We start from the raw sequence: 25,920 nt of genomic DNA on the forward strand, positions 1-25,920 counted from the left end.
GGGAATTCATGGCATTCGAAAGTTGCGCGGTACCTGTGGGAGCCAGCTTGCCGGCGATTGGCCGATGCAGGTAAATGCTATCGCCCGGCCAACCGCGCCCGGTAGCTGCCCGGGCTCTGCCCGGTCCACTTCTTGAACGCCCGGTGAAACGCACTGGGTTCCTGGAAACCCGCCTGCTCGGCGATCTCGGCAATGCTCAACACCCCTTCGCGCAGGCGCTCGAAGGCCATTGCCCGGCGCACCTCGTCCTTGATCTGCTGGTAGGAGCGGCCTTCCCGCTCCAGCTGGCGGCGAAACGTGCTGGCACTGACCCCCTGCTGCTGCGCCAGTGCCGCCAGCGTCGGCCATTGCCCATAGCGCCGCGCCCGCAGGTGCCGGTATACCTCGGCCACCAGCCCGTTCTGGTTGCGGAAGCGAATCACCAGCCCCTGTGGCGCGCTGCGCAGGAAGGTTTTCAGGGCGGCCAGGTCCTGCACCACCGGCAGGCGCAGGTAGGCGCTGTCGAACTCCACTTCGGTACGCCCGCTACCCAGGCGCAGGTCTGGCCCCCACAACAACAGGTCGTCCTCTTGCGCCGGGCGCGACACCGCCAGCTCGGTGCGGTCGATGGCGATCCGCCGCCCGGCCAGCCAGCACAGCATGCCGATCATCAGTACCAGGTAGGTTTCCTCGGCATACACCCGGGTCAGCGGGTCGGCAATGGTCGAGTGCACGCTGATCACGGCCCGCCCGCCACGCACCGTCAGGCTGCCGCGCAAGTCACGCAGGAACAGGCCGAAACCGGCCATGCACTGGCGCAAGGCTTTTTCCAGGTTGGGTTCGAGGATCAGGCCCCGGCAGATCAGCGCGAAGCTGCCCTGCGGCATGCCATGGCTGTCGAGGCGGAAGAACTCGTCATCCAGGCGCTGGATCAGCGCCAGCCACAGCTGGGCGAACGCCTTGGCCGGCACGCGGGCCTGGGGCTGCGCGAGCAGTTGCGGGTCGATGCCCACCGCGCGCAGTTGCGCATCGCGTTCTTCGGGGCAGTCGCGCAGGGCGTGGAGCATGGCATTGAGGAAGTACACGGCGACCGAATCGCTATCGCGCATGGCGGTTTTCGCTGTCTATGCTGAGTGGCAAAAAGTGCCAGGTTGTTTGAACAGTTCCGGCATAGGCTGCAACAGAGCCTTTGCCTAGACTCGGTCCCACTCCGGGATCGCCGGCCATTCTCGCAGAGCCTGGCCCGGTCCCGCCATGCCTTCGCAATCGGAGCCCCTATGAGCAGCGCAGAAATCTACGTCGTCAGTGCCGTCCGTTCAGCCATCGGTGGCTTTGGCGGTTCCCTCAAGGACCTGCCGCTGGCTGACCTGGCCAGCGCCATCACCCGTGCCGCCATCGAGCGCTCGGGGGTTGCCGCCGAGCAAATCGGCCACCTGGTGATGGGCACGGTGATCCCCACCGAGCCACGCGATGCCTACCTGGCCCGGGTCGCGGCGATGAACGCCGGCCTCCCCAAGGAAACCCCCGCCTTCAACGTCAACCGCCTGTGCGGCTCCGGCTTGCAGGCGATCGTCTCGGCGGCCCAGTGCCTGCTGCTCGGCGACACCGAGGTGGCCGTGGCGGCCGGCGCCGAATCCATGAGCCGTGGCCCGTACCTGCTGCCACAGGCACGCTGGGGTGCGCGCATGGGTGACCTGCAAGGTATCGACTACACCGTCGGCGTGCTGCAGGACCCGTTCGAGCACTTCCACATGGGTATCACTGCCGAGAACGTCTCGGCCAAACACGGCATTACCCGCGAGATGCAGGACGAACTGGCCCTGACCAGCCAGCGCCGCGCCGCCCGCGCCATCGCCGAAGGCCGTTTCGCCAGCCAGATCGTTCCGCTGGAATTGAAAACCCGCAAGGGCAGCGTGCAGTTCAGTGTCGATGAACATGTGCGTGGCGAAGTGACCGCCGAGCAGCTGGCCGGGATGAAGCCGGTGTTCAAGAAAGACGGGACCGTCACCGCCGGCAACGCCAGCGGCATCAACGATGGCGCTGGCGGCCTGGTGCTGGCCACGGGTGACGCGGTGCGCCGCCTGGGCCTGAAGCCGCTGGCACGCCTGGTGGGCTACGCCCATGCCGGCGTCGAGCCGGAGCTGATGGGCCTGGGCCCGATCCCGGCCACCCGCAAGGTACTGGAAAAGACCGGCCTGAAGGTGCAGGACCTGGACGTGATCGAGTCCAACGAAGCGTTTGCCGCCCAGGCCTGCGCCGTGGCCCGCGAACTGGGCTTCGACCCGGAAAAGGTCAACCCCAACGGCTCGGGCATCTCGCTTGGCCACCCGGTGGGCGCCACCGGCGCGATCATCGCCACCAAGGCCATCCATGAACTGCAGCGCATCCAGGGCCGCTACGCCCTGGCCACCATGTGCATCGGCGGTGGCCAAGGCATCGCCGTGGTCTTCGAGCGCGTCTGAGGGAAGCTGACATGAACATTGAACAAATCGCCGTGATTGGCGCCGGCACCATGGGCAACGGCATTGCCCAGGTGTGTGCAGTCGCCGGCTACCAGGTGTTGCTGGTGGATGTTTCCGACGCGGCGCTGGAGCGCGGCGTGGCCACCTTGAGCAAGAACCTCGAGCGCCAGGTCAGCAAGGGCAGCCTCGATGCGGACAAGGCTGCGGCGGCGAAAACGCGGATCCGCACCAGCACCGACTACAGCCAGCTCAACGGTGCGCAACTGGTGATCGAGGCGGCCAGCGAAAACCTGCAGCTCAAGCAGCGTATCCTGCAGCAGGTTGCGGCCAACGTCGCCGCCGAGTGCATCATCGCCACCAACACCTCATCGCTGTCGGTCACCCAGCTGGCTGCCAGCATCGAGCACCCCGAGCGTTTCATCGGCGTGCATTTCTTCAACCCGGTGCCGATGATGGCACTGGTCGAGATCATCCGCGGCCTGCAGACCAGCGACAGCACCTATGCCCAGGCACTGGTGGTGACCGAAAAGGTCGGCAAGACGCCGATCACCGCCGGCAACCGCCCGGGCTTCGTGGTCAACCGCATTCTGGTGCCGATGATCAACGAAGCGATCTTCGTGCGTCAGGAAGGCCTGGCCAGTGCCGAGGACATCGACACCGGCATGCGCCTGGGCTGCAACCAGCCGATCGGCCCGCTGGCGCTGGCCGACCTGATCGGCCTGGACACGCTGCTGGCGATCATGGAGGCCTTCCATGAAGGCTTCAACGACAGCAAGTACCGCCCTGCCCCGCTGCTCAAGGAAATGGTCGCGGCCGGTTGGCTGGGGCGCAAGAGCGGCCGCGGTTTCTTCACCTACTGAGGAGCGAACGCCATGCCCCCGGTCAATGCCGCGATGCGCTGTGCCAATTTCGAGGAGCGACGTGAGCGGGCCATGGCGCTGTTTGCCGAAAAGGGCTTTGGCCAGGTCAGCATGCGCGAGCTGGCGGCCCATGTAGGCCTGACTGCCGGCTCGCTGTACCACCACTTCCCCAGCAAGCAGGACCTGTTGTACGACCTGATCGAAGAGTTGTACGAGGAGTTGCAGGCTACCCTGGACCAGGGCCGCCGGGCCATGGCCCGCGGGGCATCGGCGTTGTCCTGCCTGATTGCGGCGCACTGGCAGCTGCACGCCGAGCGACCGCTGCAGTTTCGCCTGGCGGAGCGCGACTTGTGTTGCCTGAGCGACGACCAGCAGGGGCGCCTGGCCTTGTTGCGCAAGCGCTATGAGGCGGGGTTGCTGCGGTTGATCGCACCGCAGGCGAAGCTGCAGGGGGAAGCGCTGGTGGCTACCGCGCATGTGCTGGCGACACTGCTGAACCAGTTGCCGGGGCTGTTGAAGGCGTTGCCCGAGGAACAAGGGCTGGGCTTGATGGAAAGCATGCTGGTGGGTGGCCTGGAGCGGACACTGCGCTAGCCTGTTACGGCCCTTTCGCGGGTAAACCCGCTCCCACAGCAACTGTGCAAGTCTCAAGGTTTGCACAGTTCCTGTGGGAGCGGGTTTACCCGCGAAAGGGCCAGTGCAGGCTAGCGCAGAAGCGACTGGATCTGCTCGTGCAGGGTATCCAGGTCGAACGGCTTGGCCAGAATCGGTGCCTTGCGCGTGATCGGGCTGCCGGATTCAAGAATCTCGGCCGGGTAGCCGCTGATGAAAATCACCTTCAGGTCCGGCCGCAACTTGACCGCCGGTTCGGCAATTTCCACGCCGGATATCCCTCCGGGCAGGCGGTAGTCCGTCACCATCAGGTCCAGGTGCGGTTTGCTGGCCAGAATCGCGAATGCCTGCTCGCCATCCTCGGCCACCAGTACGTGGTAGCCCTCGCCTGCCAGGTAATCCCGCAGGATCATGCGAATCGCCGGCTCATCCTCGACGACCAGCACCACATCTTGTGCATCTTCACTCATGTCAACGCCTTGAAATGCTTGCAACAGCCATCAGACCCCAGGCTCATGCAGAGGTTGCCCGCGCCTGGTCGTTTTGTTGTTCGCAGGCTGCCAACGGCAACTGCAGGGTGAACGTGGCACCCTTGCCCTCTTCGCTGTCGAGCAGGATACGCCCGCCATGGGCCTGGACGATCTGCTCCGATATGTACAGCCCCAGGCCCAGGCCACCGCTGGCCTGCTGGGTAGCCACCCGCTCGAACTGCTGGAAAATGCGCTGCTGGTTGGCCGCGCCAATGCCGATGCCATGGTCCTGCACCTGTACGCAGGCCAGGCCATCTTCCTCGTACACACGCACCTGCACCGGTTTGCGCTCACCGTAGCGCAAGGCATTGGACAGCAGGTTGGCCAGCACCTGCTCGATGCGAAACTCGTCCCATTCACCGTGCAGCGGCTCGCAGCGTTGCAGTTCGATGTGGGTATCCAGGGCACTGGCCTGGGCCGCAAAGTTCTCCACCAGGCCCCGCACCAACTGGCCCAGGTCGAACGCCTTGGGCCGCAGCGACAGTTTGCCGGTGCGAATGCGCGACACATCGAGCATGTCCTCGACCAGGCGGATCAGGCTGTTGATCTGCCGCTCGTCGCGCTCGACCATGGCCTGGAGCTTGTCACTGCTGAACGCGGCAAGGTTGCCGCGCGAAAGGTGCAGCTTGCGCAGCTGGGTTTCGAGGATCAGACCATTGAGCGGAGTGCGCACCTCATGCGACACGATCGACATGAAGTCATCGCGCATGCGCACGGCATGCTCCAGCTCGGCCCGCGCCGTCTGCAACTGCGTCAACAGCATTTCCTGTTCCTGGCGGCTACGCTCCAGCGCCTGCAACTGGCGGTCGAGCACCTTGCGCTGGCGGTACAGGTCGACGAACACCGACACCTTGCTCTTCACCGCCAGGGTGTCGAGCGGTTTGTGCAGGAAGTCCACCGCACCGCTTTCGTAGCCCTTGAAGGCGTAGTTCATCTCACGCCCGGCGGCAGTGACGAAGACAATGGGGATGTTGCGGGTCTTTTCCGTACCGCGCATCAGCTCGGCCAGCTCGAAGCCGTTCATGCCGGGCATCTGCACATCGAGGATGGCCAGGGCGAACTCATGTTCGAGCAACAGCGACAAGGCGGCTTCGGCAGACTGGGCCTGGTGCACCTCGCGATCTTCGCCCTGGATCAAGGCGTCAAGGGCCAGCAGGTTTTCCGGCAGGTCATCGACGATCAGCAGTTTGGCGGTGGTGTGGCTTAGCATGCGCTGGATTCCAGGGCAGCGAGCAACTGCTCGATACCACTCAAAGTAAGGATATGGTCGGGCTGATGCAGGGCCAGGGCAGCCTCCGGCATCAGCGCAACCTGTGCATCGCGAGGGTCCTGGACGATGGTCCGGCCCCCGCTGTTCTTGATATAGGCAAGCCCTGCGGCACCATCTTCATTGGCACCGGTGAGCAGCACGCCAAGCAGGCCGGCACCGTAGGCGTCGGCGGCTGACATGAACAGGAAGTCGATTGCCGGTCGGGAGAAATGCACCGGCGGCTCCTGGCTGAGCGACAAGGTGAAATCGCGTTCCACCGACAGGTGATAACCCGGCCCGGCCACATAGATCTGCCCAGGCCGCAGCAGCTGCTTGTCGCGCGCCTCGCACACGGGCCGATGCAGGCGGCGTTGCAGCACTTCGGCCAGCTGGCTATGGCGGTCATCCGGCAGGTGCAGTACGCAGACCACCGGCAGGGCAAAGCCGGCCGGCAACGCGCCGAGCACCTTGAACAGGGCCGTCACCCCGCCTGCCGAGGCGCCGATCACCACCGCGCGCACGCCGTTCATGATTTACGGTAGATCCGTTCGGGCTTGACCAGCGGCTCGAAGCGCTCGGCATAGGCGGAAAAATCCACCGACTCCTTGCTGCCCAACACCAGGAAGCCACGATGGCACAGCGACTCGTGGAACAGCCCCAGGGCGCGGTCCTGCAATACCTTGTCGAAGTAGATCAGGACGTTGCGGCACGACACCAGCTGGGTTTCGGAAAACACGCTGTCGGTGGCCAGGCTATGGTCGGCGAAGGTTACGTTTTCGCGCAGCGAGCTGTCCATGATGGCATTGCCGTAGGCCGCCGTGTAGTAGTCGGAAAAGTCCCGCCGGCCACCGGCCAGGCGGTAGTTTTCAGCGTATTCGTACATGCTCTGCATCGAGTAGATGCCCTGCTTGGCCTTGTCCAGCGAATGCGGGTTGATGTCGGTGGCGTAGATGATGGTGCGCTCCAGCAACCCTTCCTCGCGCAGCAGGATGGCCATCGAATAGACCTCCTCGCCAGTGCTGCAGCCAGCAATCCAGACCTTGATCGACGGCCAGGTGCGCAACAGCGGCACCACTTCGTTGCGCACTGCCAGGAAGTGCTCCGGGTCGCGGAACATCTCGCTGACCGGGATTGTCAGGTACTGCAGCAACTGCATGAACATGCCGGGGTCGTGCAGCACGCGCTCCTGCAGTGCCGATACCGTCAGGCAATCGAACTGGCGCAGCGCATGCAGGATCCGGCGCTTGATCGAAGCGCCGGAATAGTTGCGGAAATCGTAGCTGTACTTGAGGTAGATGGCCTCAATCAGCAAGCGGATTTCGATGTCGGTGTTACGTTCGCTAGTCAAATTCGCTCCAGTTGCGGCAGCCAGACACGGATCAGCGAGAACAGACGGTCCAGGTCGATCGGTTTGGCCAGGTAATCGTTGGCGCCAGCCTGCAGGCAACGCTGCTGGTCATCCTTCATCGCCTTGGCGGTCACGGCGATGATCGGCAACTTGCGCCACCGCGCTTGCTGGCGGATCAGGCGGGTGGCCTCGAAGCCATCCATTTCCGGCATCATCACGTCCATCAGCACCAGGTCGATGTCATCATGCTGTTCCAGGCGCTCGATGGCTTCACGCCCGTTGCGACCGATCTCGACGATCGCGCCCTTGTGTTCCAGCGCGCTGGTGAGGGCAAAGATGTTGCGCACGTCGTCGTCCACCAGCAACACCTTGCGGCCCTCGAACACCTTGTCGCGGCTGCGCGCAGTCTTGAGCATGCGCTGGCGTTCGTTGGACAACTGCGACTCGACCTTGTGCAGAAACAGCGTCACTTCGTCGAGCAGGCGTTCCGGCGAGCGCGCACCCTTGATGATGATCGAGCGCGAATACTTGAGCAGGTCGGCTTCTTCTTCGCGGGTCAGGTTGCGCCCGGTGTACACGATCACCGGCGGGAAGGCGCGGATGTCCTCGGCGGTCATGCGCTTGAGCAGCTCGTTGCCGAGCATGTCCGGCAGCTTGAGGTCGATGATCATGCAGTCGTAGATGTTCTCGCGCAGCAGCGCCAGGGCATCCTTGGCCATGGCCACGGCGGTGATCTCGATATCCTCATCGCCGATCAGCCGGGCAATGCTTTCGCGCTGCAGGTCGTCGTCTTCCACCAGCAGGATGTGCTTGAGCTTCTGGGTCAGCTTGGCCTCCAGGCGGGCGAACACTTCCTTGAGTTCCTCGCGGCTGGTGGGCTTGACCGCGTAACCGACGGCGCCCATGTGCATGGCCGCCTCGACCCGGTCTTCCACGGAAATGATATGCACCGGGATGTGCCGGGTGCTGGCCTGCTCCTTCAGGCGTTGCAGCACGGTGAGGCCGGAATGGTCGGGCAGGCGCATGTCCAGCAGGATGGCATCGGGAATGTACTGCATGGCCAGCTCGAAGCCCTCGTCGGCGCCCTGCGCGACCAGGCAGCTGTAACCCAGCTCGTGGGCCAGGTCGAACAGGATATGGGCGAAGTTCGGCTCATCCTCGATCACCAGAATGCAGCGGTTGGCGAACGGCGCGCGCTCGCGGTCATCGGCAAACGCCGGGGCCGGGCGTTGTGGCTTGGTCGCCACGGGTGTCGGCGCAGCCGGTGGCAAGGCATCGACCGCCGGGCGCAGGGCGAGCGGTTCGGCGGTCTGTGCCTCACGCTCGTAGCGCTCCGGCAGGATCAGGCTGAACACGCTGCCCTGGCCGAGGCTGCTGTCGACGCTGATCTGCCCTCCCAGCAAATGCGCCAAGTCGCGGGAAATCGACAGCCCCAGGCCGGTGCCGCCATAACGCCGGTTGCTGGTGCCATCGACCTGATGGAAGGCACCGAAGATCGCCTGCTGCTGGTCGGCGGCAATACCGATGCCGCTATCGCGCACGGCAAAGATGATGCCGCTGTCGGGCTGGTAGCCAATGTTCAGGCTGACCTGGCCGCGCTCGGTGAACTTGATGGCGTTGGACAGCAGGTTCTTGAGGATCTGCTCCAGGCGCTGGCGGTCGGTGAACAGGGTGGCCGGCACCTGGGCGTCGGTGGTGACCTCGAAGGCCAGGCCCTTGTGCGCGGCCAGCGGCTCGAACATGCCGCGCAGGCCTTCGACCAGGCGCTCCAGCTGGGTGGTTTCCGGGCGCACTTCCAGCTTGCCGGCCTCGACCTTGGCGATGTCGAGGATGTCGTTGATCAGGTTGAGCAAGTCGTTGCCGGCCGAGTAGATGGATTCGGCGAACTTGACCTGTTCCTCGCTGAGGTTGCCTGCGACGTTCTCGGCCAGCAGCTTGGCCAGGATCAGCGAACTGTTCAGCGGTGTGCGCAGCTCGTGGGACATGTTGGCGAGGAACTCGGACTTGTACTTGCTCGAACGCTGCAGCTCTTCGGCGCGCGCCTGCAGTTGTTCCTGGGCGTGGAGCAGTTCGTCGTTCTTGCGGTCCAGCGCCTCGGTGCGCTCGGACAACTGCTCGTTGGTCTGCTCCAGCTCCGCCTGCTGGGTTTCCAGGTGGGCCTGGGACTCCTTGAGCACGCGGGATTGTTCCTCCAGCTCTTCGTTGGCGGTTTTCAGCTCTTCCTGCTGCACCTGCAGCTCTTCGTTCAGTTGCTGGGTCTCGGCCAGCACTTCCTGCAGGCGCTGGCGGTAGCGGGCGCTGTCGATCGAGATACCGATGTTGCCACCAAGCCGTTGCAGCAGTTCCTCGTCACGTGGGAGCAATGGCCGCAGGAAGCCCAGCTCGAGCACGCCATTGACCTGCGAGCCCTCGCCAGCCGGCACCAGCACTGCGCTGAGCGGCAAGCCCCGGCCCAGGCCGGAGCTGAGGTGGAAATAGCCTTCTGGCAAGTTGTCCAGGCGCAGCAGGCGCCCCTCGCGCACGGCCTGGGCCAGCAAACCTTCGTGATCGCCCAGCACCTGCTCGCGGGCCTGTTCTTCGGCATCCAGGCCGTAACAGGCCACCCGCACCAGGTGGCCATGCTCGTCGCGCACGTACATGGCCCCGACCACGCTGCCCAGGTAGCCAGCAAAAAAGCGCAGGATATTGTCACCCAGCATGGACAGGGTCAGCTGGCCCAGTACCTGCTCGGCCAGCTGGGTCTGGCCGTTGCGCAGCCAGGCCTGGTGCTCCAGGTGCTCGGTGGCGCGTTGCTGGGCGTGCAGGTTTGCATCGTAGCTGGCCGACAGCGCCAGCAGGTCACGCCGCCCCAGATAGGCGAGCAAGGCGCTCAGGCCGACGATGAACAACACGAACGACAGCATGACCGTCACCGTGACACTGCTGACCCGCTCGTTACGGGCCATGCGCAGCTGCTGCTCGGCACTGATCAGGGCATCGAACTCTTTGCGGATCTCATCGGTCAGGCGCTTGCCGCGACCACTGCCGATCGTCGCGCGGTAGTCGCCCTGGCTGCGGCGCTGGGCAATCAGTTCGCTGCCAAAGGCGTTCCAGGCCTGTTGCAAGGCGATCAAGCGGTCAATGCGCTCGACCTGCTGCGGGTTGTCCTCGACCATGCTGCGCAGGCCCTGCAGGCTGCCGAAAATACGCGGTTTGGCCACCTCATAAGGATCGAGAAAAGTCTCGTCGCCGGTGATCAGGAAGCCGCGCATACCGGTCTCCATGTCGATCGACAGCTTGACCGTCTCGTTGGCATTGCCGATGACCCGGTCGGTGTGCTCGACCCACTGCATGGCCGAAAGCAGGTAGTTGATCACCACGACAAAGGCCAAGGCCCCCAACAGGCCCACCCCCAAAGGGAGGCCGACGTTGCGGGTCAACAACTTGCGGAAGCTGCGCTGGTCCATCGAGGCTGCTTGAATCATGTGAAAACGCCCGAGCAAGAAAAGTCCATGAAGAGTGTGGCCGATCAATCGTTGTTGTTATCTGCCACTGCACCGTCCTGTTAAGCGAGTCTAACCAGCTTTAGCGGGTCTGGCAGGGCATTTAGCCAGTATTTGAAGGTGGTGTGCGCCAATCGTTCCATCTGATTGCATGGACCGGTATCCTCGGGAACTTCTGCTGCCACCCGGTGCACAGATTAAAGACATTCCATTTGTACAGGATCAGAACCATGCACCTTCTGGTAGTCGAAGACGACGACATCGTCCGCATGCTGATAGTCGAAGTGCTCGACGAGTCAGGCTATAAGGTCATTCAGGCGGAAAACGCCAGCGCGGCGCTGCGCATCCTCGAAAACCCGGACCAGCCGCTGGCGCTGATGATGACCGACGTCGGGCTGCCGGACATGCGCGGCGAGGCGTTGGCGGCCAAGGCGCGCGAACTGCGGCCGACGCTGCCGGTGCTGTTCGCCAGCGGCTATGCCGAAAGCGTCGATGTACCAGAAGGCATGTACCTGATCAGCAAGCCGTTCAGCATCGACCAATTGCGCGATCAGGTGATGGCCATCGTGGGTCCTGCTTGAGGTGAACGCACCCGGCTTTGCAGGCTTGCGTGCAGGCCGCATGGTCTCCAGCTGATGCGGTAGCCGTACCTCACAACTCCCTGCGCAACAGGTAGGTATCCATGATCCAGCCCTTGCGCCGGCGCTGCCGTTCGCGCACTTCGAGGATCTGTGCCTTCACCGCCTGCAACGGCCCGGCAATCAGCACTTCATCTTCGGTCCCCAGATACGCGCCCCAGTAGATCACCAATGCCGGGTCATCGAGCTGGGCAAATGCGCACTGGCCATCGAGCATCACCACCACATTGTCGATACGCCCCTGCGTCGCCAGGCATCGCCCTGGCAGCACCGTCAGCGGTTCACCAATGCGGTTGAGCGGCACCTGGTGACGCGCAGCTAGGGCCTGCACGCTGCTGATGCCGGGAATCACCCGCAGGCGCAGCGCTACGCCGCGCTCGCGGACCAGGTCGAGAATGCGCAAGGTACTGTCATACAAGGCCGGCTCGCCCCACAGCAGGAAGGCGCCCACCTCCCCGGCGCCGACCTCCTGGTCGATCAGTTGCGCGTAAAGGGCCGCACGCTGGCGGTGCCAATGCCGTACCGCACCCAGGTAGCCGTCGGCATGCCCCTCGCGCACAGGGTCGGCCACCTGTACCAGGCGATAGCCGCCCTCAGGCCGGTAACGTTGCAGGATAGCCTTGCGCAGTTGCACCAGCTCATCTTTGTCGCGGCCCTTGTCGAGCACGAAGAACACGCTGGCCTGGGCCAGCGCCTCGACCGCCTCGTAGGTGATCTGGCGCGGGTCACCGGGGCCGATGCCGATCAACAACAGGTCTTTCATTGCCCTGCCCTTTGCGCGAACCAGCAACCATTGTCGGGCGGCTGCCGGTATTTGGCAAAGCAAGCGATCAGAACAGCGAGAAGTTGTAGCTGACGATGACCCGGGTCTCGTCCATGTCACGTGCCCAGCGTTCATAGTTGCTGCGGTAAGTGGAATTGCGCAGGCGTACGCTGACGTCCTTGAATGTGCCAGTTTGCACCTGGTACTTGAGTTCGGTGTCGCGTTCCCATTCCTTGCCTTCGGCCGTACTGCCCGGCACCTTGATACTGTCGCCGTTGATGTAACGGGTGAAGAAGGTCAGGCCGGGTACACCCAGGGCTTTGAAGTCGTAGTCATAACGCACTTGCCAGGAGCGTTCCTGGGCGGCGGCGAAATCGTTGACCTGGGCGTAGTTGACCAGGTACGGGTTGCTGCCATCCAGGTACGGCATGGCACTGTCGCCGTACATGCGCTGCCAGCCGGCACTGAGCTTGTGGCCACCCAGGCTGTAGCCGAGCATGCCGCTGAGTGCGCGGTGGTCTATTTCACCAGCGCGGGCATTGCCGATGTCATCACTCTTGATCAAGCGCAGGTCGGCCGACAGGCTGCCCACCGCCAATGGCTGGCTGGCCACCAGGCCGAGAAAGTGCTGGCGGTAGATGTTCTCCAGCTTGGCCATCTGGTACTGGGCGCTGAGGCGCTCGTTGAAACGGTAGTCGACACCGGCCAGGTCAAAGTGGTCGGCCTCGATATCGCAGGCATAACGCTTGTTCTTGCAATGCACGCGAATGTCCTGACGGTCGGTGGAATCCCGTGCGGTGTATTTATCCAGGCGGGCCAAGGTCAACTTCAGGTCTTGCACTTCTTCGGAAGTCAGCATGGCGCCGTGGAACATGGTCGGCAGCAGGCGGCCATCGTTGTACTTGAGCAGCGGCACGTCCGGCATCATCGAACCGTACTTGAGCACGGTATTGGAAACCTTGGCTTTGCCGGCCAGGCCCATCTTCGCGTACTGGTCGGCCGAGTGCCGCGGATCGTGACCAGAAGACGGCAACAGGCCGCTGTTACTGTCCGCCGGGCTGGAATCCAGTTTGAAGCCGAACATGCCCAGTGCATCCACGCCAAAACCTACCGGGCCCTGGGTAAAACCGGATTGCACATTGAGGATGAAGCCTTGTGCCCATTCTTCGCGCTTGGACGCTCCCTGCTTGGAACTGCTGTGACCATCACGAAAGTCCCGGTTGAAATAGACATTGCGCGCTTCAACCTTGGCACTGCTGTCTTGAAGAAAACCAGCGGCTTGGGCATTGGCACCGGCACACAACAGGAACAGGCCGGCAACACGACGCCCGGGGGCGCGGGGAAAAGGGGCAAACATGCGGGGAAACATCCAGAATCAAGGCGAGTAAATAACCGGTGGCACAGGCTGGCCACGGTATAGCGGCGCGGCCGAAGAATACCCGGCCATCATCAGAAATGATCGCGCAACCGCTCTACAACGCACCATTGGACCATGGTCTAAGCGCCGGACAGGGCCACCGTGAAGAAAAAGACAAATAACGCACGGGGCACCGGGAAAGTTCCCCGCTTACTTCAAAAAAAGTTAGCAGTTTACCCGGTACCCGTGAATGACTACACTCGATATCAGCGAACAACAGAACCTACCCGTGTGGCCGGCGTTTTTATTTCTTCAATGTTCGTCACGCCCTGCCACCGCCGACGTACAGGAGTGATTACAGTGTCCAGACTTGCAGAGTTTCGTGCTGCCGAAAAAGCGCTCCAGGAACAGATGGCGCAACTGGAAGCGTTGAAAAAGGATGCCGGCCTCAAACGCGAAATCGAATTCGAGCAGAAACTAGTCGGCCTGATGAAAAGCTATGACAAGAGCCTGCGCGATATCATCGCCATCCTCGACCCGAAGGCCGCGCCCCGGGCGCCCAGTGCCGCGCCCAAACAACAACGCCGCCCACGCGTCGTGAAGGTTTACACCAACCCGCACACCGGCGAGCGAATCGAAACCAAAGGCGGTAATCACCGTGGCCTCAAGGCCTGGAAAGAGCAGTACGGAGCCGCCACGGTAGAAAGCTGGGTACGCTGATGAAACGTCCACGCAGACTTCACACTTTTTTCACAACGGCTGGCTCAGTATCGAGACAGCTAAAGGACTAGCGACCCCATCACGCGCCCGCACATGCGGGCCTCTAATTCCAGCGCCCTGCCTTGTGCAGGGCGCTTTCATTTGCGCAATCGGCGCACTGCCGTATCATGGCCAGCCTGTCTGTTTTGCCGGTGCCCTGCGCCCGGCCTTGCCTCAGGAGTTCCCATGAGCCTGCACGATCTGCAAACCCTGCCTGGCGTCACTGCCCAACCGGACGCTGCCACTGCTCAGTTCGTCTTCAACCACACCATGCTGCGGGTCAAGGACATCGAAAAGTCCCTGGACTTCTACACCCGTGTGCTGGGCTTCCGCCTGGTGGACAAGCGCGACTTCCCCGAAGCGGCCTTCAGCCTGTACTTCCTTGCCCTGGTCGACCCGGCGCAGATCCCGGCCGATGACGCCGAACGCCACCAGTGGATGAAGTCGATCCCCGGCGTGCTGGAGCTGACCCACAACCACGGTACCGAGAACGACGCCGAGTTCGCCTACCACAACGGCAACACTGACCCGCGCGGGTTTGGCCATATCTGCGTTTCGGTACCGGATGTGCGCGCCGCCTGCGCTCGCTTCGAGGCACTGGGCGTAGCGTTCCAGAAACGCCTGCAGGATGGGCGCATGAACCACCTGGCCTTCATCAAGGACCCGGACGGTTACTGGGTCGAAGTCATCCAACCGAGCGAACTCAAGGGCTGAACGTTCCCCGCGGTGCGCTCGTCGGGCCGGGAACTCCCGGCCCCTTGCTATGGTATATGAAGGTAACTGCTTCACATGCCACAGCGAGGTAAGGACGATGCAATCTCTTCACTGTGAATACCGCCAGCACACCATCACCGCCAGCGTGATGCCCCACCCCGACTCTCCCCTGCCCTACGCCGCCGGATGCCGGATTACCGACCCTGAAGGGCATACCAGCAAGCGCATGGCGATGCCGATGAAGTTCTTCTCCGACCTGGAGAACGCACAACATGTGTCGCTGGCCCATGGCCGGGCGCTGGTCGACCAGCAACTGGATGAAGGGCACAAGGTGTTCTGATCCTGGTTGGTTCTGTCTTGGCCCTTTCGCCGGCTTACCTGCGAAGGGGCCAAAACAGGCGCAATCAGATATCCCGGGCGTAAGCCACTGCCGCCTCCACCTGCGCCGACGTCGGTCGTACACCGGTATACAGCACGAACTGCTCCAGTGCCTGCAGCGCAATCACCTCCAGCCCGGAGATCACCGGTTTACCCAACGCCTGCGCCCGCCGAATCAATGGTGTATGCGCCGGCATCGCCACCACGTCGAACACCCGTTCCGCGGCAGCGATGGCGTTCTCGGAAAACGCCAGCTGCTCGGCCTCCGCACCGCCCGCCATGCCAATTGGCGTCACGTTGACCAGCATCGGCGGGCATAGGTCTTCCAGCTCAGCCACCCAGCGATAGCCGCACACATCTGCCAATTGCCGCCCGGCCTGCTCGTTGCGCGCGACGATGATGCCCTCGGCGAACCCGGCATCGCGCAGGGCACTGGCTACGGCCTTGGCCATGCCACCGCTGCCACGCAGGGCAAACGCCGTGCGCGGGTCGACCTGGTGCTGCGCCAGTAACTGGCGTACCGCCAGGTAGTCGGTGTTGTACGCCTTCAGATGGCCGTTGGTATTGACCAGGGTATTGACTGACTCGATGGCCGCCGCGGAGGGGTCGACCTCGTCGACCAACGCCATGCAGGCCTCCTTGTACGGCATCGATACGCCGCAGCCGCGGATGCCCAGGGCGCGGATGCCCGCTACTGCTGCCGGCAGGTCATCGGTGCGCATGGCCTTGTAGTAGAAATCCAGGCCCAGCTGCTGGTACAGATGATTATGGAAGCGCACCCCGAAGGTACCGGGGCGGCCGGCCAGGGAGATGCACAACACGGTATCTCTGCTGGGACTTGTCGACATAACCTGCTCCTTTGTCATAACTGAAACGTTTTTGCAGCGTAACAGAGGCAACCACTGGTCGTCCCTTACACAACCTTTACCGTTTCCCTGTGCTCAGCCGAGCAAGAGTGAGGTCATAGTTAACAGGACCCCACGCCTTGCGAGGTTGCTTTATGAACCGCCACATTCCTTCAGTCGCCCTGCTGGTCGGTGCCCTGGCCATCAGCGGGCCCGCTGCCGCCCATGGTGGCCATGGCGGCGGTGGTTGGTATGGCCCGGGCCCGCTGCTAGGTGCCGCCGTGGTTGGCGCGGTGGTCGGGGCAACGGTTTATGGCGGGCGCGAGCGTACCGTGTATGTCGAGCGCCAGCCGGTCTACTACGCACCGCCGCCGGTGTACATGCAACCGCCACCACCACCGGTGTACTACCAACCGTACTATGCGCCACCGCCGGGCTACCGCAGTTACTACGGCCCGCCACCGGTGTATTACGGCCCGCCGCGCTGGTGAGGGTTGATAGAACTAATGACCACTATCGAGGAAGTTGATTTCAAAGCGCCTCGGCTGCTGCGTATGGTGAAGCCATGTTTACAGGAGGTCCCCATGGCCACTATTCAGATCATGTCCGTTGTCGGCAGTGCCGTCCCCGCTGCGTTGCGTGAACAAGGCCTGCTGGCCTGCTGGTACCTGGTGCGCAACGGCGAAGCCGTTAGTGGCCCGATGCCGAGCCGGGCCTCGGCCCAGGCGCTGATCGAACAGCTGCAACCAGGCACCCTGGTCGCCTGACCCGTATTTGTTGTGCGTTGCTCCCTACGCCCTTCTGGCCCGCCGATTGGCGGGCCTTTTTTTATCGACGCAGGCCGGCTGACTTTTGTTGCAGGCCTGAATCGGTTTAGCCTGGCGCTAGCCACGGCGCAGAAAATATTTACCTTCATAGCTATTTAGCAACGAGCTAAACACTGGCATGCTTCGCCTCATGGACATCTACGAAATCCGCAAGCACAACCTGCTCAAGCTGATCGGCAACCAGAGAAAAGGCTCCTGTGCAGAGCGCTGGGGAATGGCCCCTGCACACCTCAGCCAGATCCTCTCGAACAAGACAGCGAAGAACCTGGGTGATGATGTGGCGCGCAGAATCGAGGGTATCGAGGGCTTGCCCAGGGGGTGGTTCGACACCATGGCGGCTGGTGAGCAGGCACAGGCCGACGTTGGCGACAGCAGGCTGTCCGCAGCTGACTTGGTCAAGCAGATGCTGGCCATAAGCGGCAAAGGCATTTCCGAGGAAACCCGGCAACGGCTGCTGGCTGCTGCCGAGGAGCCGGTAAAGGCCACGCTGGTCAAGGCTGACTTGGCTCAGCCCGGCCTGGTGGGTGACGAGGTATGGATCGCTCACTATGACGTGCGGGCGGCCATGGGCGGCGGGCAGGTCCCCCATGACTACCCTGAGATGTTCAAGGACGTTCGCGTCAGCCCAAGCCACCTGCGCGAGCTGGGCGTGGAATTCAGCGACCATCACCACCTGAAGATGGTGACCGGCTGGGGCCAGTCGATGGAGCCAACCATCAGGCACCGCGACCCGCTGATCGTGGACGTCAGCATCCGTGAGTTCGTCGGCGATGGCATCTACCTGTTTTGCTGGGGTGACCACCTCTATATCAAGCGGCTGCAGATCGCCGATGAAGAGCATTTCGAAATGATTTCGGACAACTCGCGACACAAGGACCGCATGGTCCGTCAGGAGGAAACCTACATCCAGGCCAGGGTGCTGCTGGTGTGGAATGCGCACCTGGTATGACGCCAAGCCCGCCTCCTGGCGGGCTTTTTTCTGCAATTCAGAACGGTGCAGCCTCGCCCGCCTGCTGCTCTACGGCAAGATCGTCGCACGCCCCCACGCTGCTGCGCGCCCAACGCAGGGTGACACTGTCGTCATCGTTGAAGGCCAGGTCCAACTCGGGCGTTTCGGCCAGCAGGCCCAGCACTTCCTCCCACTCAGCCTCACCATCCGTATCCAGGCGATGGAGCACAACCCAACGCTGGGTCTGTGCCAGCGGGTGGTTGATCATCGCTGACACCCGCAGGCTAAGCCGCTCTAAACCGGTCATTTGCTGGCGCTGCTGCAGCGTCGGCTTCATGTGCTTGGACATAGGCTCACTCCAAACCTGTATTTTTGTACAGTATTCGAGTAAAGCATAGCCCACTGCAAAAACCAGCGTAAAGCCCGTTTCCAGGAAAAATCCGACCTGGAGAAGATTTATCGACGAGCGAAATTAATTTAGCTCAAGTTATTGACATGAATTTAGCCCGCGGCTAATTTTTTTATCGACAGCGACGCCATAGTCGCTGCCAGCCCCAGGGGCACAACCCGTTATCGATTATCAAGGAGTACCTCCATGAGCGTAGACATCAGCAACCTCATCATTTCCGTTCCGGTGGCCGAATCCTCGACCAGCCTAGTCGCCGATGAACTCACCGGCAGCGAAGCGATCGTCCAGTATCCAGAATATGTGTCAGTGCTCGCCGACGGTTCGGTGCAGCTGTCTGCCCCGACCAAAGGCGTGTCGAGCAAAAGTACCCGGCGGACACGCTGCGAGTGGTCGGAGCCAACCTACTGGACGCTGGCCGGTGCCCCGAATCACTGGAATCGTCAAGTGATGACCCTGACCAAGGTCAACTGGGCGCAGAAGGTGGTCGTGGCGCAGATGCACGTGTACGGCGACGACAGCCCGCCAGTGAAGGTGTTCTGGAGAAAAGGCGATATCACCCTGGGGTTTCGGCAGACCTACAACCAGACCGATCCGGTGAACTCGACGGTGCTCAGGGGCGTCCCGCTGGGGGCGAAGTTTTCCGTGAGCATCCACGCCACCGCCCAGGGCACCGTCAACGTGACCGCCAGTTGCAACGGGGTGACCGGCAGCTCCGGCGACCTGCAGTTCGACAGCAGCTGGGCAGCGCACCAGTTCGAATTCCATGGTGGGGTGTACAACCAGGTCGATTATACCGATACGACCCCACCCGATGATGGCTCGATCTGCATCATCAGCGATCTGTCACTGGTCCATGCCTGAACTTGGCTAGCCGAAAAGACGTCCCGATGCCCTGTGCTCCGGCGCAGACAGCACGGGACGTTCTGCGACGAGATCGCCGTTGTCTGGCCAGCGCATTTGACCGCAAGGGGCCGGCTAACTACGCTGCGGCTACAAGCGTGAACCATTTTTGTGCGACAAGGAGTGTCGGCAATGTACCCGCATGTTCGTTCCCTATTTCTCATCACCTATGCCCTGCCCTTCACCCTCAGTGCGCTGGCCGCCCAGGCGCCGCTCGACCCACTGGAAACCGTCAAGCGCATCAACCGCAACTACAACACCATCAATAACCGCTGCCAGGAGGCCGACACCGGTGCCGCACGCGGGCACTACTACTGCAGCGGTGTGACCTTGCGCATGGTCAATGACGGGCCGTTCAACCCTTGGGACTACAGCCCCTATGCGGTCAAGATCGGCGCCACCTCCTATAGCTGGCTGCGCAAGGACCTGAGTACGCGCATTCTCATCCACCCGGCCGGTTTCATCCTGCGCCTGCCCACCGACGCAGTGGCCTTGAAACTGCCGGTGAAGGAGCAGGGCTGGACCTGCATCTACGCCTTCGACGGCGGCACCGGGCCAGAACGCAAATGGTACGGCTGCGGCTTCTTCGACAACCGCGAACCGCCGCGCGCCGCCCAGGGCACCCTGAGCAACCGTAATGCCGCGCTGGCCTATGGCACCTGCGCGGAAGCCGGGGTCGCCACCGCCGAGCAGTGGACACAGAAATACACCGGCGTGTTGAAGGGCCCCATCCAGTACAACCAGTGCTCCTGGAACGCGGAAAAACCGAGTGACTGGAATGCCATGATCAAGGTCCACGAATCGCGCCTGAACCCCACCCGCAAGGACCCTTTCGCCTACAGCGCCCAGGTCACCGAATTCATGCTCAAGAATGCCTCGGCGAGCAACGACGGCAGCGAGAACATGAAGCACATCGATGCCTTCATCTACAACGTCAACAGCACGCAGAACTTCGCCACCCGCGGTGACGTGGCACCACCAAAACCGGAGAATGGCCTGAACAGTGCGCGCAACTTCCAGAAGAAACTCAAGGCGCAGGGCTATAGCGTGCCGATTCTGCGGCTGGACTTCACCCAACCGCCGGAGCAACGCTTCAGCTATGTCGCCGCCGACCAGGCAATCGACCTGTCCCCTGCCGGTGGCGGGCAACCCGCGCCAGTGCCAGCGGCGCCGCGCTATATCGCCGCGACCAGCTGGGCCAAGCGCTACGACCCCGGCACCCGCCGAGAGGAATGGACCCTGAGCGTGGTGCCGACCCCGGCGGGACGCGCCTTGCCCGACGCGCAAGTCGGGGCGCTGTACGACCAGCTGTTTGCCCTCAGAGGTGCCGACGGCCAATGGCGCGAGAATGAGACCTCTGCCGGCAGCATGCGCCAGCAATTGAGCTGCGTGCTGGTCAACTACCGGGCCAAGACGCCGTGGAACCTGGAGCCTTTCCGGCCAAGGCTATCGGAAAGCGAAACCCGCGCCGCAGGTTGCAACCCGGTCCCGCGCTGACCACTCGACCGTTTGACTGTTCACCTGGCAAGCAAGGAGGTGCAGCCGTACCCGAATGAAGTTGGACCGCAGGTTGTTTTTTGGCTAATCAGGGAGATACAGGCCATGCAAAAACGTTTGAACAGGATTGTCCCGCTACTGACCTTGCCGTTGTGTCTGCACATCACGTCGGCCAACGCCGAGTCCTGCGAAGAGACCCTGAGGCAGGTGGAAAGCCTCTACAACAAAACCGTCGACAGCTGCGGCAACGACCCAGCATCCGACTGTTCCGGCCTGTTGATCAGGGGTACCCACCGCGCCGACCCGGCGAAGGGCCAGCAATGGGACGTATGGAACCCAAGCCCCAAGGCGCGGGAGCTGGGGACCTTTGCCGCCTCCTGGATGCGTGCCGACGGCATCAGCTATGAAGACCCGGGCATGAGCACGCAGAACGGCTACATCATCAAGCCGATCGACCTGGTGCGCGCCCCCGAGACGCCGGTGCATGTGTACTGCGCCTTCCCCAACGACGCCTGGACCGATTTCCGTGATGACCGGGGCTGCGGCAATAACCGCAATACCAGCCAGACCGAGGCCGTTTGCCAGGCCATGGCCCCGCCCATCACCAACGCCAGTGCCTGGGTCGCCCATTTCACCCGGTTCAACAACGACCGCCTGCAGGACCAGCTGCAATGTGGCTTCAACATGCGCAACCCGATGAGCAGCCAGGACCGGGTCAATGCGTTCCGCAACTTCATGGGTGCCCGACGTGTCATCAACACCCGGGAGTTCCAGACCCAGACCGAGCTGCGCCTGGGCAACCCGAAAGATGATGAATTGCCGATCCTGGCGTTTTTCTACAGTGATCAGCGCGGCCTGAACGATGCCCTGGCCAACCAGCGCGACTACAAGAACAAGACCGGCAAGGACCGCAACATCGTCAAGATCAACTTCCCGCGCACGCCCAACGGCAAGGCCAGCTTCTCCTGCACCCAGGCAGCGCCGCTGCCCACGCAGCGGTTCTGCAACAGGTACATTGAGTCCAGCACCTGGGTGCAGCGCCCGGATCCGAAACTGGGGCCGGACACCTGGTCGCTGCAGGTCGTGCCCACCGCCTGCGGCCGGGCGATCAAGGACGACCAGACCGACCGGATGTTCGCCGAGCTGTACAACAAGCACAAGGACGATGCGCAATGGCGGCGCTACAGCGTCAACGGTGGCTCGCTACGTCGCCAGCTGGTGTGCCACCTGGCAGCAAGCTATGACAACAAACCGGTCAGGGACAAACCCGAATGGAACCTTGAGCCGGCGCGCCCGTACGTCGACCAGGCCACCGCCGTAGCGCAGTACTGCAACCCGTATTGAACCGCTGGCCCGGACCTGCCGGTACTGACCGCTATCGGCGGGTTCCAGGCCTTGGTTTTCATGGCATGCGCCAGCTTGACGAGCATGGCCCGAGGGGCTTGGCTCAGCCGGGCAAGTGAGCCATGACGTAGCGCACCGTCCGTTCCAGTGTCTGTGCCATGTCAGGATGCGTTAACCGATACTTGCACTCCAGGTGCTCGCTCTCGCTCATGTCGAAGCGTTGCGTCTGGATGAAGTTCAATGACTCCGCGCGGATCTCCAAACGGGCGGCCAGCCCGGGAATCGTCGCTAGCCAGCGGAGCAACCCGATCGCGACATGGCGCCGGGGTGGCTTGACCCCCAGCGTTTGCGCCAACTCCTTGAGCAGCCCCTGCAGGTTGGGCGTCTGCTCATGCAGCGCCAGCACCTGCCGGTTGGCCAGCAAAGGGTCGAACGCGACGCGGGTCATCAGCGTCACCAGGTAATCGACGCTGACCATTGGCAACCAGTGCTGGGGGGAACCAGGCACAGCCTTGAAACGGCCTTGCGCCAGATTGCGAATGAGTTCGACCAGCGGCTGGCCTGCCAGGATGTGCCCACTCTCGCTGTGGCCACACACCGTTGCCGGATGCACCATGGTGTAATCCGCGTGTGCTTCCTGCATGTAGCGGATGACCGCGAAATGCGCTTCGAGCTTGCTGCCTTCGTAGCCACCCACGCGGCGATAGACTGCGCGCCAGTCAGTGTTTCCGGGGCAGTCGTAATCAACCCCGATACCGTCGAGGAAGGCGAGGTTCTGTACCATGTAGCCGCCCACCATCAGCAGGCGGGCGTGCAAGCTCGCCGCCAGCCTGGCGACCCTCAGCGCGCCTTGCACATTGACCGCGCGGGCACGTTCCATCGTCAGCCCCCAAGAGAACTCTGCGGCCAGGTGGAAAACCACCGAGACGCAGGACACGCTCTGCCTGTCTGCCTCGCTGAGCCCAAGCCCGTCCCTGCTGATATCGCCCGCAACGGCATGCAGATTCGCCGGGTTACCGCCCAGCTGGCCGACCTGCTCCCTGAGACGCGCGAGGTGGCCCGGGTTGCGCATCAGTACCCAGGTCTTGTGCCCAGTCGCAGAAAGCCGGGCCAGCAGATGTTGCCCGACAAACCCGCTACCGCCTGTAACGAAGCATTCCACAGCCATGACCGAATCCTTGTTTGCATGATCGGCGCAGGCTAAGGTATAGAGCCTGGTCTACAGTCAAGGAATTTCGCTGTGAATGTTGGAGAGTTGGAGCGCCGCAGTGGCATCGGCCGTCACGCATTGCGCTATTACGAAAAGCTCGGGCTTATCGGCGCCCAACGACGGGCCAACAACTACCGCAGCTACAGCGAACACACCGTTGCTGACCTGCAGTTCATCCAGCTTGCCCAGAGCATGGGGTTTTCACTCGCGGCGATCGGCGACATCCTGGCTGCCAAGCGCGGCAACACCATCGATTGCGCACAAGGCGCAGCCTTGATCGCGGAAAAAATGGCCGAAATCCAGGCGAAGATCATTGCCCTGCAAGCCGCCCATGCATCTCTCGATGCGGAACGTAAAAAGCTTGAAGCCAGTGCCATCGCTAAGGGGCTGATGCTGCCGCATCTTCCGGTACAGGAGGCGGTCTCCAGGCAATAAAAAACCCAGCGCAATGGCTGGGTTCAGGCGTTAGCGCTTGCTCACTGGGAAACGCTTCGGCTGTGGTGCCAGTACAGATATGCCAAGCCTACTGGAGCGATGAAAATCGCCATTGACCAGCAAAGCGCCATGGTGAAAACCTTGACCGACAACATGAACAGCGCGTTCACGAAAAAGACGTTATTACCCATGATGAAGCCCACGACGCTTTCGTAGACGAAACGAGAGTACGGGTATAACAAGGTCGAGACGACTGCCATCAGCAGCAGGCCGGGTTTGCCGGTCAGGCCGGTGGGGCTATTGGCAGCGAAGCCCAGAATCAACGCCGCGAAAAGCGCGCCGAAGAAAAGCTGGCGGATGTAATAGCTCGGTGTCAAACCGCCAAACGTCATTGCAATGATGCGCCGCATAAGATCCCTCTCAGGCTGGTAACAAAGGCGCAGACTTTACCAGTTACAGAATTCACGGGCAAAGTGGCAAATGGCAACCCGAACTTGATTAGCCAGGGCGGCTGGTGTTGCTTGCGAACGTGCAGAAACCGAGCCACGACTTATCCAGCCGCGATACAGGATTAAATTTCCTTCACCTTGCGCCCTTTAGTCATAAGGCATTCGACAGCATTTCAGCCATACTCCAAAATGCAGCGGTTTTTGGGGGAAAACCCTTGCACAGCCAACGACATACCAACTTTTAGTGAGCCTGAACGTGAAAACATCCCTGTCCATCCTCAGCCTGCTGCTGTTGCTCACAGGTACCGCGACCCTCCCGTCGACCGCTGCTGCACAATCCCCGGCCCAGGTTCAACGTGACCCGTCCAAGCTGCACCTGGCTTCGGGCAGCGCTCTGCTGATCGATCTGAACAGCAACCAGGAGTTGTATTCGAACCACGCCGACCGCGTGGTGCCGATCGCCTCGGTGACCAAGCTGATGACCGCCATGGTAGTGCTCGACGCCAAGCAGCCCATGGATGAAATGCTCACCATGACCATCGCCAACAACCCGGAAATGAAAGGCGTGTATTCGCGGGTGCGCCTGGGCAGCCAGCTGGACCGCCGCGAGACCTTGCTGATTACCCTGATGTCGTCGGAAAACCGTGCGGCCAATACCCTGGCCAACCATTACCCGGGTGGCTACCCGGCGTTCATCAAGGCGATGAATGCCAAGGCCCGTAGCCTGGGCATGGCGCACACTCGCTACGTCGAACCGACCGGCCTGTCGACGCAGAACGTGTCCACCGCCCGCGACCTGGCCAAGCTGCTGATGGCCTCGCGCAAGTACCCGATGCTGAGCGAGCTGTCGACCACGCGCGAGAAGACCGTGGCCTTCCGCAAGCCCAACTACACGCTGGGCTTCCGCAATACCGACCATTTGGTGAACAAGAGCAATTGGGACATCAAGCTGACCAAGACCGGCTTCACCAATGAGGCCGGGCATTGCCTGGTGCTGTTGACCCGCATGGACAACCGCCCGGTGGCCATGGTCATCCTCGATGCGTTTGGCAAGTACACCCACTTCGCCGATGCCAGCCGCATGCGCCAGTGGCTGGAAACCGGTGCCGCCAAGCCAGCGCCGGCGGTGGCCATGCAGTACAAGGCAGAGCGACAGAACAAAGGGCGCCTGGCGGCGGAATGACGGCGCTTGATGACAGCGCTGTTTATGCCAGGGGGCGCGGGTGTCCGTCGAAAGAGGGATTGCGCCTATCGGATCGAGCGCCGCGCGGGCGGCGCTCAAGCTGCTCAGCCAGTGCACCATCGCGCACGCTCGAGGCTGTATCCAGCATCAGGCCTGGGTACTGACCATCCCACCCGCGCTGCTGCCACCGGTCGTCTGCAATGCTTCGAGCAACTGCGCGGTGGCCTGCAGGATTTCACCATTGAGCGTGGCGATGCTCGCCTGCCTGGCACTCACGGCAGCCAGTTTGGCCGTTTCTTCCATCGGCTGAGCCATCAACAGGGCTAATTGCTTCTGCTCGTCGGCCAATTGTTTTTGCAATTTCTTGATCATCTCGCGCAATTGCTTGATATGCGCAGGTTCAGCACTGTCGCTGCTGCTCTCGGCACCTTGGGCTTTGCTGTCAGCGCTGACTTTCGACAGGTCGACCTGAATGCTGGCTGCCCCGCCCTCTTCGTTCTTCTGCACATCCTGGCTGACGACCGCCGAGGTACTGCCCGACACTTGGCCCGCGGTGCCGACGCTGATTGCTGCAATGGCGCTCATGTGTTTCTCCCTGCAAGAAAAAATGGGTCCTTGATCTGATCTGCCTATCGGCCGCAAGGCGCAGGTCTTTAGCCCCGGCTTGTTACCAAGCAGCCGGGCGCCGGTAAATTCCCGAGCGTTTGGCTCGTTCCAACCCATGTACCTACGCAGGCGCCG

At 62.3% G+C, this 25,920-nt stretch carries 28 protein-coding genes; 15 read left to right on the forward strand and 13 right to left on the reverse strand.

Annotated features, from left to right (window positions below):
- Positions 1 to 77: 77 nt before the first annotated feature.
- Positions 78 to 1,088 (reverse strand): AraC family transcriptional regulator, encoded by a 1,011-nt coding sequence (locus JKP78_RS03850; protein ID WP_186684668.1) that lies wholly within the window; start codon positions 1,086 to 1,088, stop codon positions 78 to 80.
- A 168-nt stretch (positions 1,089 to 1,256) separates the two neighbouring features.
- Between JKP78_RS03850 and JKP78_RS03855 the strand changes: the two genes are divergently transcribed.
- From JKP78_RS03855 to JKP78_RS03865, 3 genes are read left to right on the forward strand one after another with little or no spacing between them, the layout of a single operon-like run.
- Positions 1,257 to 2,441 carry an acetyl-CoA C-acyltransferase family protein gene (locus tag JKP78_RS03855; RefSeq protein ID WP_186684666.1) on the forward strand — a complete coding sequence of 395 codons (1,185 nt, stop codon included), beginning with the start codon at positions 1,257 to 1,259 and terminating at the stop codon, positions 2,439 to 2,441.
- 11 nt (positions 2,442 to 2,452) lie between these two features.
- Entirely contained in the window at positions 2,453 to 3,301 is an 849-nt protein-coding gene (locus JKP78_RS03860) for a 3-hydroxybutyryl-CoA dehydrogenase (RefSeq protein ID WP_186684664.1), read from the forward strand.
- Positions 3,302 to 3,313: 12 nt separating this feature from the next.
- Complete coding sequence (locus JKP78_RS03865; protein WP_186684662.1) at positions 3,314 to 3,895, forward strand: TetR/AcrR family transcriptional regulator; 582 nt, start codon at positions 3,314 to 3,316, stop codon at positions 3,893 to 3,895.
- Positions 3,896 to 4,005: 110 nt separating this feature from the next.
- Here JKP78_RS03865 and JKP78_RS03870 read toward each other — a convergent pair whose 3' ends face one another.
- The 5 genes from JKP78_RS03870 to JKP78_RS03890 are packed head-to-tail and all read right to left on the reverse strand — an operon-like array spanning position 4,006 to position 10,504.
- Entirely contained in the window at positions 4,006 to 4,383 is a 378-nt protein-coding gene (locus JKP78_RS03870) for a response regulator (RefSeq protein ID WP_170029381.1), read from the reverse strand.
- Between the two features lie 43 nt (positions 4,384 to 4,426).
- Positions 4,427 to 5,653, reverse strand: a complete 1,227-nt coding sequence (locus JKP78_RS03875) for a hybrid sensor histidine kinase/response regulator (RefSeq protein WP_200626092.1) — start codon at positions 5,651 to 5,653, stop codon at positions 4,427 to 4,429.
- Complete coding sequence (locus JKP78_RS03880; protein WP_186684658.1) at positions 5,647 to 6,222, reverse strand: chemotaxis protein CheB; 576 nt, start codon at positions 6,220 to 6,222, stop codon at positions 5,647 to 5,649. The genes JKP78_RS03875 and JKP78_RS03880 overlap by 7 nt, the downstream gene beginning before the upstream one ends.
- On the reverse strand, positions 6,219 to 7,040 hold the full coding sequence (locus tag JKP78_RS03885; RefSeq protein ID WP_186684656.1) for a CheR family methyltransferase: 822 nt from the start codon (positions 7,038 to 7,040) through the stop codon (positions 6,219 to 6,221). Before JKP78_RS03885 ends, JKP78_RS03880 begins: the two co-directional genes overlap by 4 nt.
- Positions 7,037 to 10,504, reverse strand: coding sequence for a response regulator (locus JKP78_RS03890; RefSeq protein ID WP_186684655.1), 3,468 nt, complete (start codon positions 10,502 to 10,504; stop codon positions 7,037 to 7,039). Before JKP78_RS03890 ends, JKP78_RS03885 begins: the two co-directional genes overlap by 4 nt.
- 248 nt (positions 10,505 to 10,752) lie before the next feature.
- On the opposite strand from JKP78_RS03890, the gene JKP78_RS03895 reads away from it, so the two are divergent.
- Complete coding sequence (locus tag JKP78_RS03895; RefSeq protein WP_186684654.1) at positions 10,753 to 11,103, forward strand: response regulator; 351 nt, start codon at positions 10,753 to 10,755, stop codon at positions 11,101 to 11,103.
- A gap of 70 nt (positions 11,104 to 11,173) precedes the next feature.
- Here JKP78_RS03895 and cobF read toward each other — a convergent pair whose 3' ends face one another.
- Both cobF and JKP78_RS03905 read right to left on the reverse strand, forming a co-directional pair.
- A complete protein-coding gene (gene cobF / locus JKP78_RS03900) occupies positions 11,174 to 11,923 on the reverse strand; it encodes a precorrin-6A synthase (deacetylating) (protein ID WP_186684653.1) in 750 nt (249 codons plus the stop codon).
- A 67-nt stretch (positions 11,924 to 11,990) separates the two neighbouring features.
- Positions 11,991 to 13,280: an OprD family porin gene (locus JKP78_RS03905; protein ID WP_186684652.1), complete on the reverse strand. Its 1,290-nt coding sequence runs from the start codon at positions 13,278 to 13,280 to the stop codon at positions 11,991 to 11,993.
- A 360-nt stretch (positions 13,281 to 13,640) separates the two neighbouring features.
- Here JKP78_RS03905 and JKP78_RS03910 point away from each other — a divergent pair, with 360 nt between their 5' ends.
- The 3 genes from JKP78_RS03910 (at position 13,641) to JKP78_RS03920 (ending at position 15,093) form a co-directional block, all read left to right on the forward strand.
- A complete protein-coding gene (locus JKP78_RS03910; RefSeq protein WP_170034136.1) occupies positions 13,641 to 14,000 on the forward strand; it encodes a histone-like nucleoid-structuring protein, MvaT/MvaU family in 360 nt (119 codons plus the stop codon).
- Positions 14,001 to 14,225: 225 nt separating this feature from the next.
- Entirely contained in the window at positions 14,226 to 14,753 is a 528-nt protein-coding gene (gloA, locus tag JKP78_RS03915) for a lactoylglutathione lyase (protein ID WP_186684651.1), read from the forward strand.
- Between the two features lie 97 nt (positions 14,754 to 14,850).
- Positions 14,851 to 15,093 carry a hypothetical protein gene (locus JKP78_RS03920; RefSeq protein WP_170029372.1) on the forward strand — a complete coding sequence of 81 codons (243 nt, stop codon included), beginning with the start codon at positions 14,851 to 14,853 and terminating at the stop codon, positions 15,091 to 15,093.
- Between the two features lie 64 nt (positions 15,094 to 15,157).
- Here JKP78_RS03920 and JKP78_RS03925 read toward each other — a convergent pair whose 3' ends face one another.
- The gene (locus tag JKP78_RS03925) at positions 15,158 to 15,979 is read right to left on the reverse strand and encodes a shikimate 5-dehydrogenase (protein WP_186684648.1); all 822 of its coding nucleotides are present in this window, start codon (positions 15,977 to 15,979) and stop codon (positions 15,158 to 15,160) included.
- 152 nt (positions 15,980 to 16,131) lie between these two features.
- Here JKP78_RS03925 and JKP78_RS03930 point away from each other — a divergent pair, with 152 nt between their 5' ends.
- The 3 genes from JKP78_RS03930 (at position 16,132) to JKP78_RS03940 (ending at position 17,752) form a co-directional block, all read left to right on the forward strand.
- Positions 16,132 to 16,467 carry a hypothetical protein gene (locus JKP78_RS03930; RefSeq protein WP_170029370.1) on the forward strand — a complete coding sequence of 112 codons (336 nt, stop codon included), beginning with the start codon at positions 16,132 to 16,134 and terminating at the stop codon, positions 16,465 to 16,467.
- Positions 16,468 to 16,560: 93 nt separating this feature from the next.
- Entirely contained in the window at positions 16,561 to 16,743 is a 183-nt protein-coding gene (locus JKP78_RS03935; RefSeq protein ID WP_170029369.1) for a hypothetical protein, read from the forward strand.
- A gap of 190 nt (positions 16,744 to 16,933) precedes the next feature.
- Positions 16,934 to 17,752: a S24 family peptidase gene (locus tag JKP78_RS03940; protein WP_186685059.1), complete on the forward strand. Its 819-nt coding sequence runs from the start codon at positions 16,934 to 16,936 to the stop codon at positions 17,750 to 17,752.
- A 37-nt stretch (positions 17,753 to 17,789) separates the two neighbouring features.
- Here JKP78_RS03940 and JKP78_RS03945 read toward each other — a convergent pair whose 3' ends face one another.
- The gene (locus JKP78_RS03945; protein ID WP_200626093.1) at positions 17,790 to 18,101 is read right to left on the reverse strand and encodes a DUF1654 domain-containing protein; all 312 of its coding nucleotides are present in this window, start codon (positions 18,099 to 18,101) and stop codon (positions 17,790 to 17,792) included.
- Between the two features lie 246 nt (positions 18,102 to 18,347).
- On the opposite strand from JKP78_RS03945, the gene JKP78_RS03950 reads away from it, so the two are divergent.
- The 3 genes from JKP78_RS03950 to JKP78_RS03960 all read left to right on the forward strand — a co-directional run bounded on the left by JKP78_RS03950 (position 18,348) and on the right by JKP78_RS03960 (position 21,902).
- Positions 18,348 to 19,022 (forward strand): polysaccharide lyase family 7 protein, encoded by a 675-nt coding sequence (locus JKP78_RS03950; RefSeq protein ID WP_186684644.1) that lies wholly within the window; start codon positions 18,348 to 18,350, stop codon positions 19,020 to 19,022.
- A 171-nt stretch (positions 19,023 to 19,193) separates the two neighbouring features.
- Positions 19,194 to 20,558, forward strand: coding sequence for a DUF2599 domain-containing protein (locus JKP78_RS03955; RefSeq protein ID WP_200626094.1), 1,365 nt, complete (start codon positions 19,194 to 19,196; stop codon positions 20,556 to 20,558).
- Positions 20,559 to 20,663: 105 nt separating this feature from the next.
- Positions 20,664 to 21,902, forward strand: coding sequence for a DUF2599 domain-containing protein (locus JKP78_RS03960; RefSeq protein ID WP_200626095.1), 1,239 nt, complete (start codon positions 20,664 to 20,666; stop codon positions 21,900 to 21,902).
- A 103-nt stretch (positions 21,903 to 22,005) separates the two neighbouring features.
- Here the strand turns inward: JKP78_RS03960 and JKP78_RS03965 are convergent, their stop codons facing one another.
- On the reverse strand, positions 22,006 to 23,070 hold the full coding sequence (locus JKP78_RS03965) for an SDR family oxidoreductase (protein ID WP_200626096.1): 1,065 nt from the start codon (positions 23,068 to 23,070) through the stop codon (positions 22,006 to 22,008).
- A gap of 72 nt (positions 23,071 to 23,142) precedes the next feature.
- On the opposite strand from JKP78_RS03965, the gene JKP78_RS03970 reads away from it, so the two are divergent.
- Positions 23,143 to 23,547 carry a MerR family transcriptional regulator gene (locus JKP78_RS03970; protein ID WP_200626097.1) on the forward strand — a complete coding sequence of 135 codons (405 nt, stop codon included), beginning with the start codon at positions 23,143 to 23,145 and terminating at the stop codon, positions 23,545 to 23,547.
- 41 nt (positions 23,548 to 23,588) lie between these two features.
- On the opposite strand, the gene JKP78_RS03975 is transcribed toward JKP78_RS03970, so the two are convergent.
- On the reverse strand, positions 23,589 to 23,957 hold the full coding sequence (locus JKP78_RS03975) for a hypothetical protein (protein WP_170029362.1): 369 nt from the start codon (positions 23,955 to 23,957) through the stop codon (positions 23,589 to 23,591).
- Between the two features lie 295 nt (positions 23,958 to 24,252).
- Here JKP78_RS03975 and pbpG point away from each other — a divergent pair, with 295 nt between their 5' ends.
- Complete coding sequence (gene pbpG / locus JKP78_RS03980; RefSeq protein ID WP_170029361.1) at positions 24,253 to 25,179, forward strand: D-alanyl-D-alanine endopeptidase; 927 nt, start codon at positions 24,253 to 24,255, stop codon at positions 25,177 to 25,179.
- Between the two features lie 147 nt (positions 25,180 to 25,326).
- Here the strand turns inward: pbpG and JKP78_RS03985 are convergent, their stop codons facing one another.
- A complete protein-coding gene (locus JKP78_RS03985) occupies positions 25,327 to 25,764 on the reverse strand; it encodes a hypothetical protein (RefSeq protein WP_200626098.1) in 438 nt (145 codons plus the stop codon).
- Positions 25,765 to 25,920 lie beyond the last annotated feature (156 nt).

The organism is Pseudomonas sp. LAM2023, assembly GCF_016620375.1.
In the GTDB taxonomy this organism is placed as follows: Bacteria; Pseudomonadota; Gammaproteobacteria; order Pseudomonadales; family Pseudomonadaceae; genus Aquipseudomonas; species Aquipseudomonas anuradhapurensis.

Bases quoted from the DNA above. Each gene is read 5' to 3' on its own strand.
- JKP78_RS03850 (WP_186684668.1), bottom strand. From the start codon at position 1,088: ATGCGCGATAGCGATTCGGTCGCCGTGTACTTCCTCAATGCCATGCTC.
- JKP78_RS03855 (WP_186684666.1), top strand. From the start codon at position 1,257: ATGAGCAGCGCAGAAATCTACGTCGTCAGTGCCGTCCGTTCAGCCATC.
- JKP78_RS03860 (WP_186684664.1), top strand. From the start codon at position 2,453: ATGAACATTGAACAAATCGCCGTGATTGGCGCCGGCACCATGGGCAAC.
- JKP78_RS03865 (WP_186684662.1), top strand. From the start codon at position 3,314: ATGCCCCCGGTCAATGCCGCGATGCGCTGTGCCAATTTCGAGGAGCGA.
- JKP78_RS03870 (WP_170029381.1), bottom strand. From the start codon at position 4,383: ATGAGTGAAGATGCACAAGATGTGGTGCTGGTCGTCGAGGATGAGCCG.
- JKP78_RS03875 (WP_200626092.1), bottom strand. From the start codon at position 5,653: ATGCTAAGCCACACCACCGCCAAACTGCTGATCGTCGATGACCTGCCG.
- JKP78_RS03880 (WP_186684658.1), bottom strand. From the start codon at position 6,222: ATGAACGGCGTGCGCGCGGTGGTGATCGGCGCCTCGGCAGGCGGGGTG.
- JKP78_RS03890 (WP_186684655.1), bottom strand. From the start codon at position 10,504: ATGATTCAAGCAGCCTCGATGGACCAGCGCAGCTTCCGCAAGTTGTTG.
- JKP78_RS03895 (WP_186684654.1), top strand. From the start codon at position 10,753: ATGCACCTTCTGGTAGTCGAAGACGACGACATCGTCCGCATGCTGATA.
- cobF (WP_186684653.1), bottom strand. From the start codon at position 11,923: ATGAAAGACCTGTTGTTGATCGGCATCGGCCCCGGTGACCCGCGCCAG.
- JKP78_RS03905 (WP_186684652.1), bottom strand. From the start codon at position 13,280: ATGTTTGCCCCTTTTCCCCGCGCCCCCGGGCGTCGTGTTGCCGGCCTG.
- gloA (WP_186684651.1), top strand. From the start codon at position 14,226: ATGAGCCTGCACGATCTGCAAACCCTGCCTGGCGTCACTGCCCAACCG.
- JKP78_RS03920 (WP_170029372.1), top strand. From the start codon at position 14,851: ATGCAATCTCTTCACTGTGAATACCGCCAGCACACCATCACCGCCAGC.
- JKP78_RS03925 (WP_186684648.1), bottom strand. From the start codon at position 15,979: ATGTCGACAAGTCCCAGCAGAGATACCGTGTTGTGCATCTCCCTGGCC.
- JKP78_RS03930 (WP_170029370.1), top strand. From the start codon at position 16,132: ATGAACCGCCACATTCCTTCAGTCGCCCTGCTGGTCGGTGCCCTGGCC.
- JKP78_RS03935 (WP_170029369.1), top strand. From the start codon at position 16,561: ATGGCCACTATTCAGATCATGTCCGTTGTCGGCAGTGCCGTCCCCGCT.
- JKP78_RS03940 (WP_186685059.1), top strand. From the start codon at position 16,934: ATGGACATCTACGAAATCCGCAAGCACAACCTGCTCAAGCTGATCGGC.
- JKP78_RS03945 (WP_200626093.1), bottom strand. From the start codon at position 18,101: ATGTCCAAGCACATGAAGCCGACGCTGCAGCAGCGCCAGCAAATGACC.
- JKP78_RS03950 (WP_186684644.1), top strand. From the start codon at position 18,348: ATGAGCGTAGACATCAGCAACCTCATCATTTCCGTTCCGGTGGCCGAA.
- JKP78_RS03955 (WP_200626094.1), top strand. From the start codon at position 19,194: ATGTACCCGCATGTTCGTTCCCTATTTCTCATCACCTATGCCCTGCCC.
- JKP78_RS03960 (WP_200626095.1), top strand. From the start codon at position 20,664: ATGCAAAAACGTTTGAACAGGATTGTCCCGCTACTGACCTTGCCGTTG.
- JKP78_RS03965 (WP_200626096.1), bottom strand. From the start codon at position 23,070: ATGGCTGTGGAATGCTTCGTTACAGGCGGTAGCGGGTTTGTCGGGCAA.
- JKP78_RS03975 (WP_170029362.1), bottom strand. From the start codon at position 23,957: ATGCGGCGCATCATTGCAATGACGTTTGGCGGTTTGACACCGAGCTAT.
- JKP78_RS03985 (WP_200626098.1), bottom strand. From the start codon at position 25,764: ATGAGCGCCATTGCAGCAATCAGCGTCGGCACCGCGGGCCAAGTGTCG.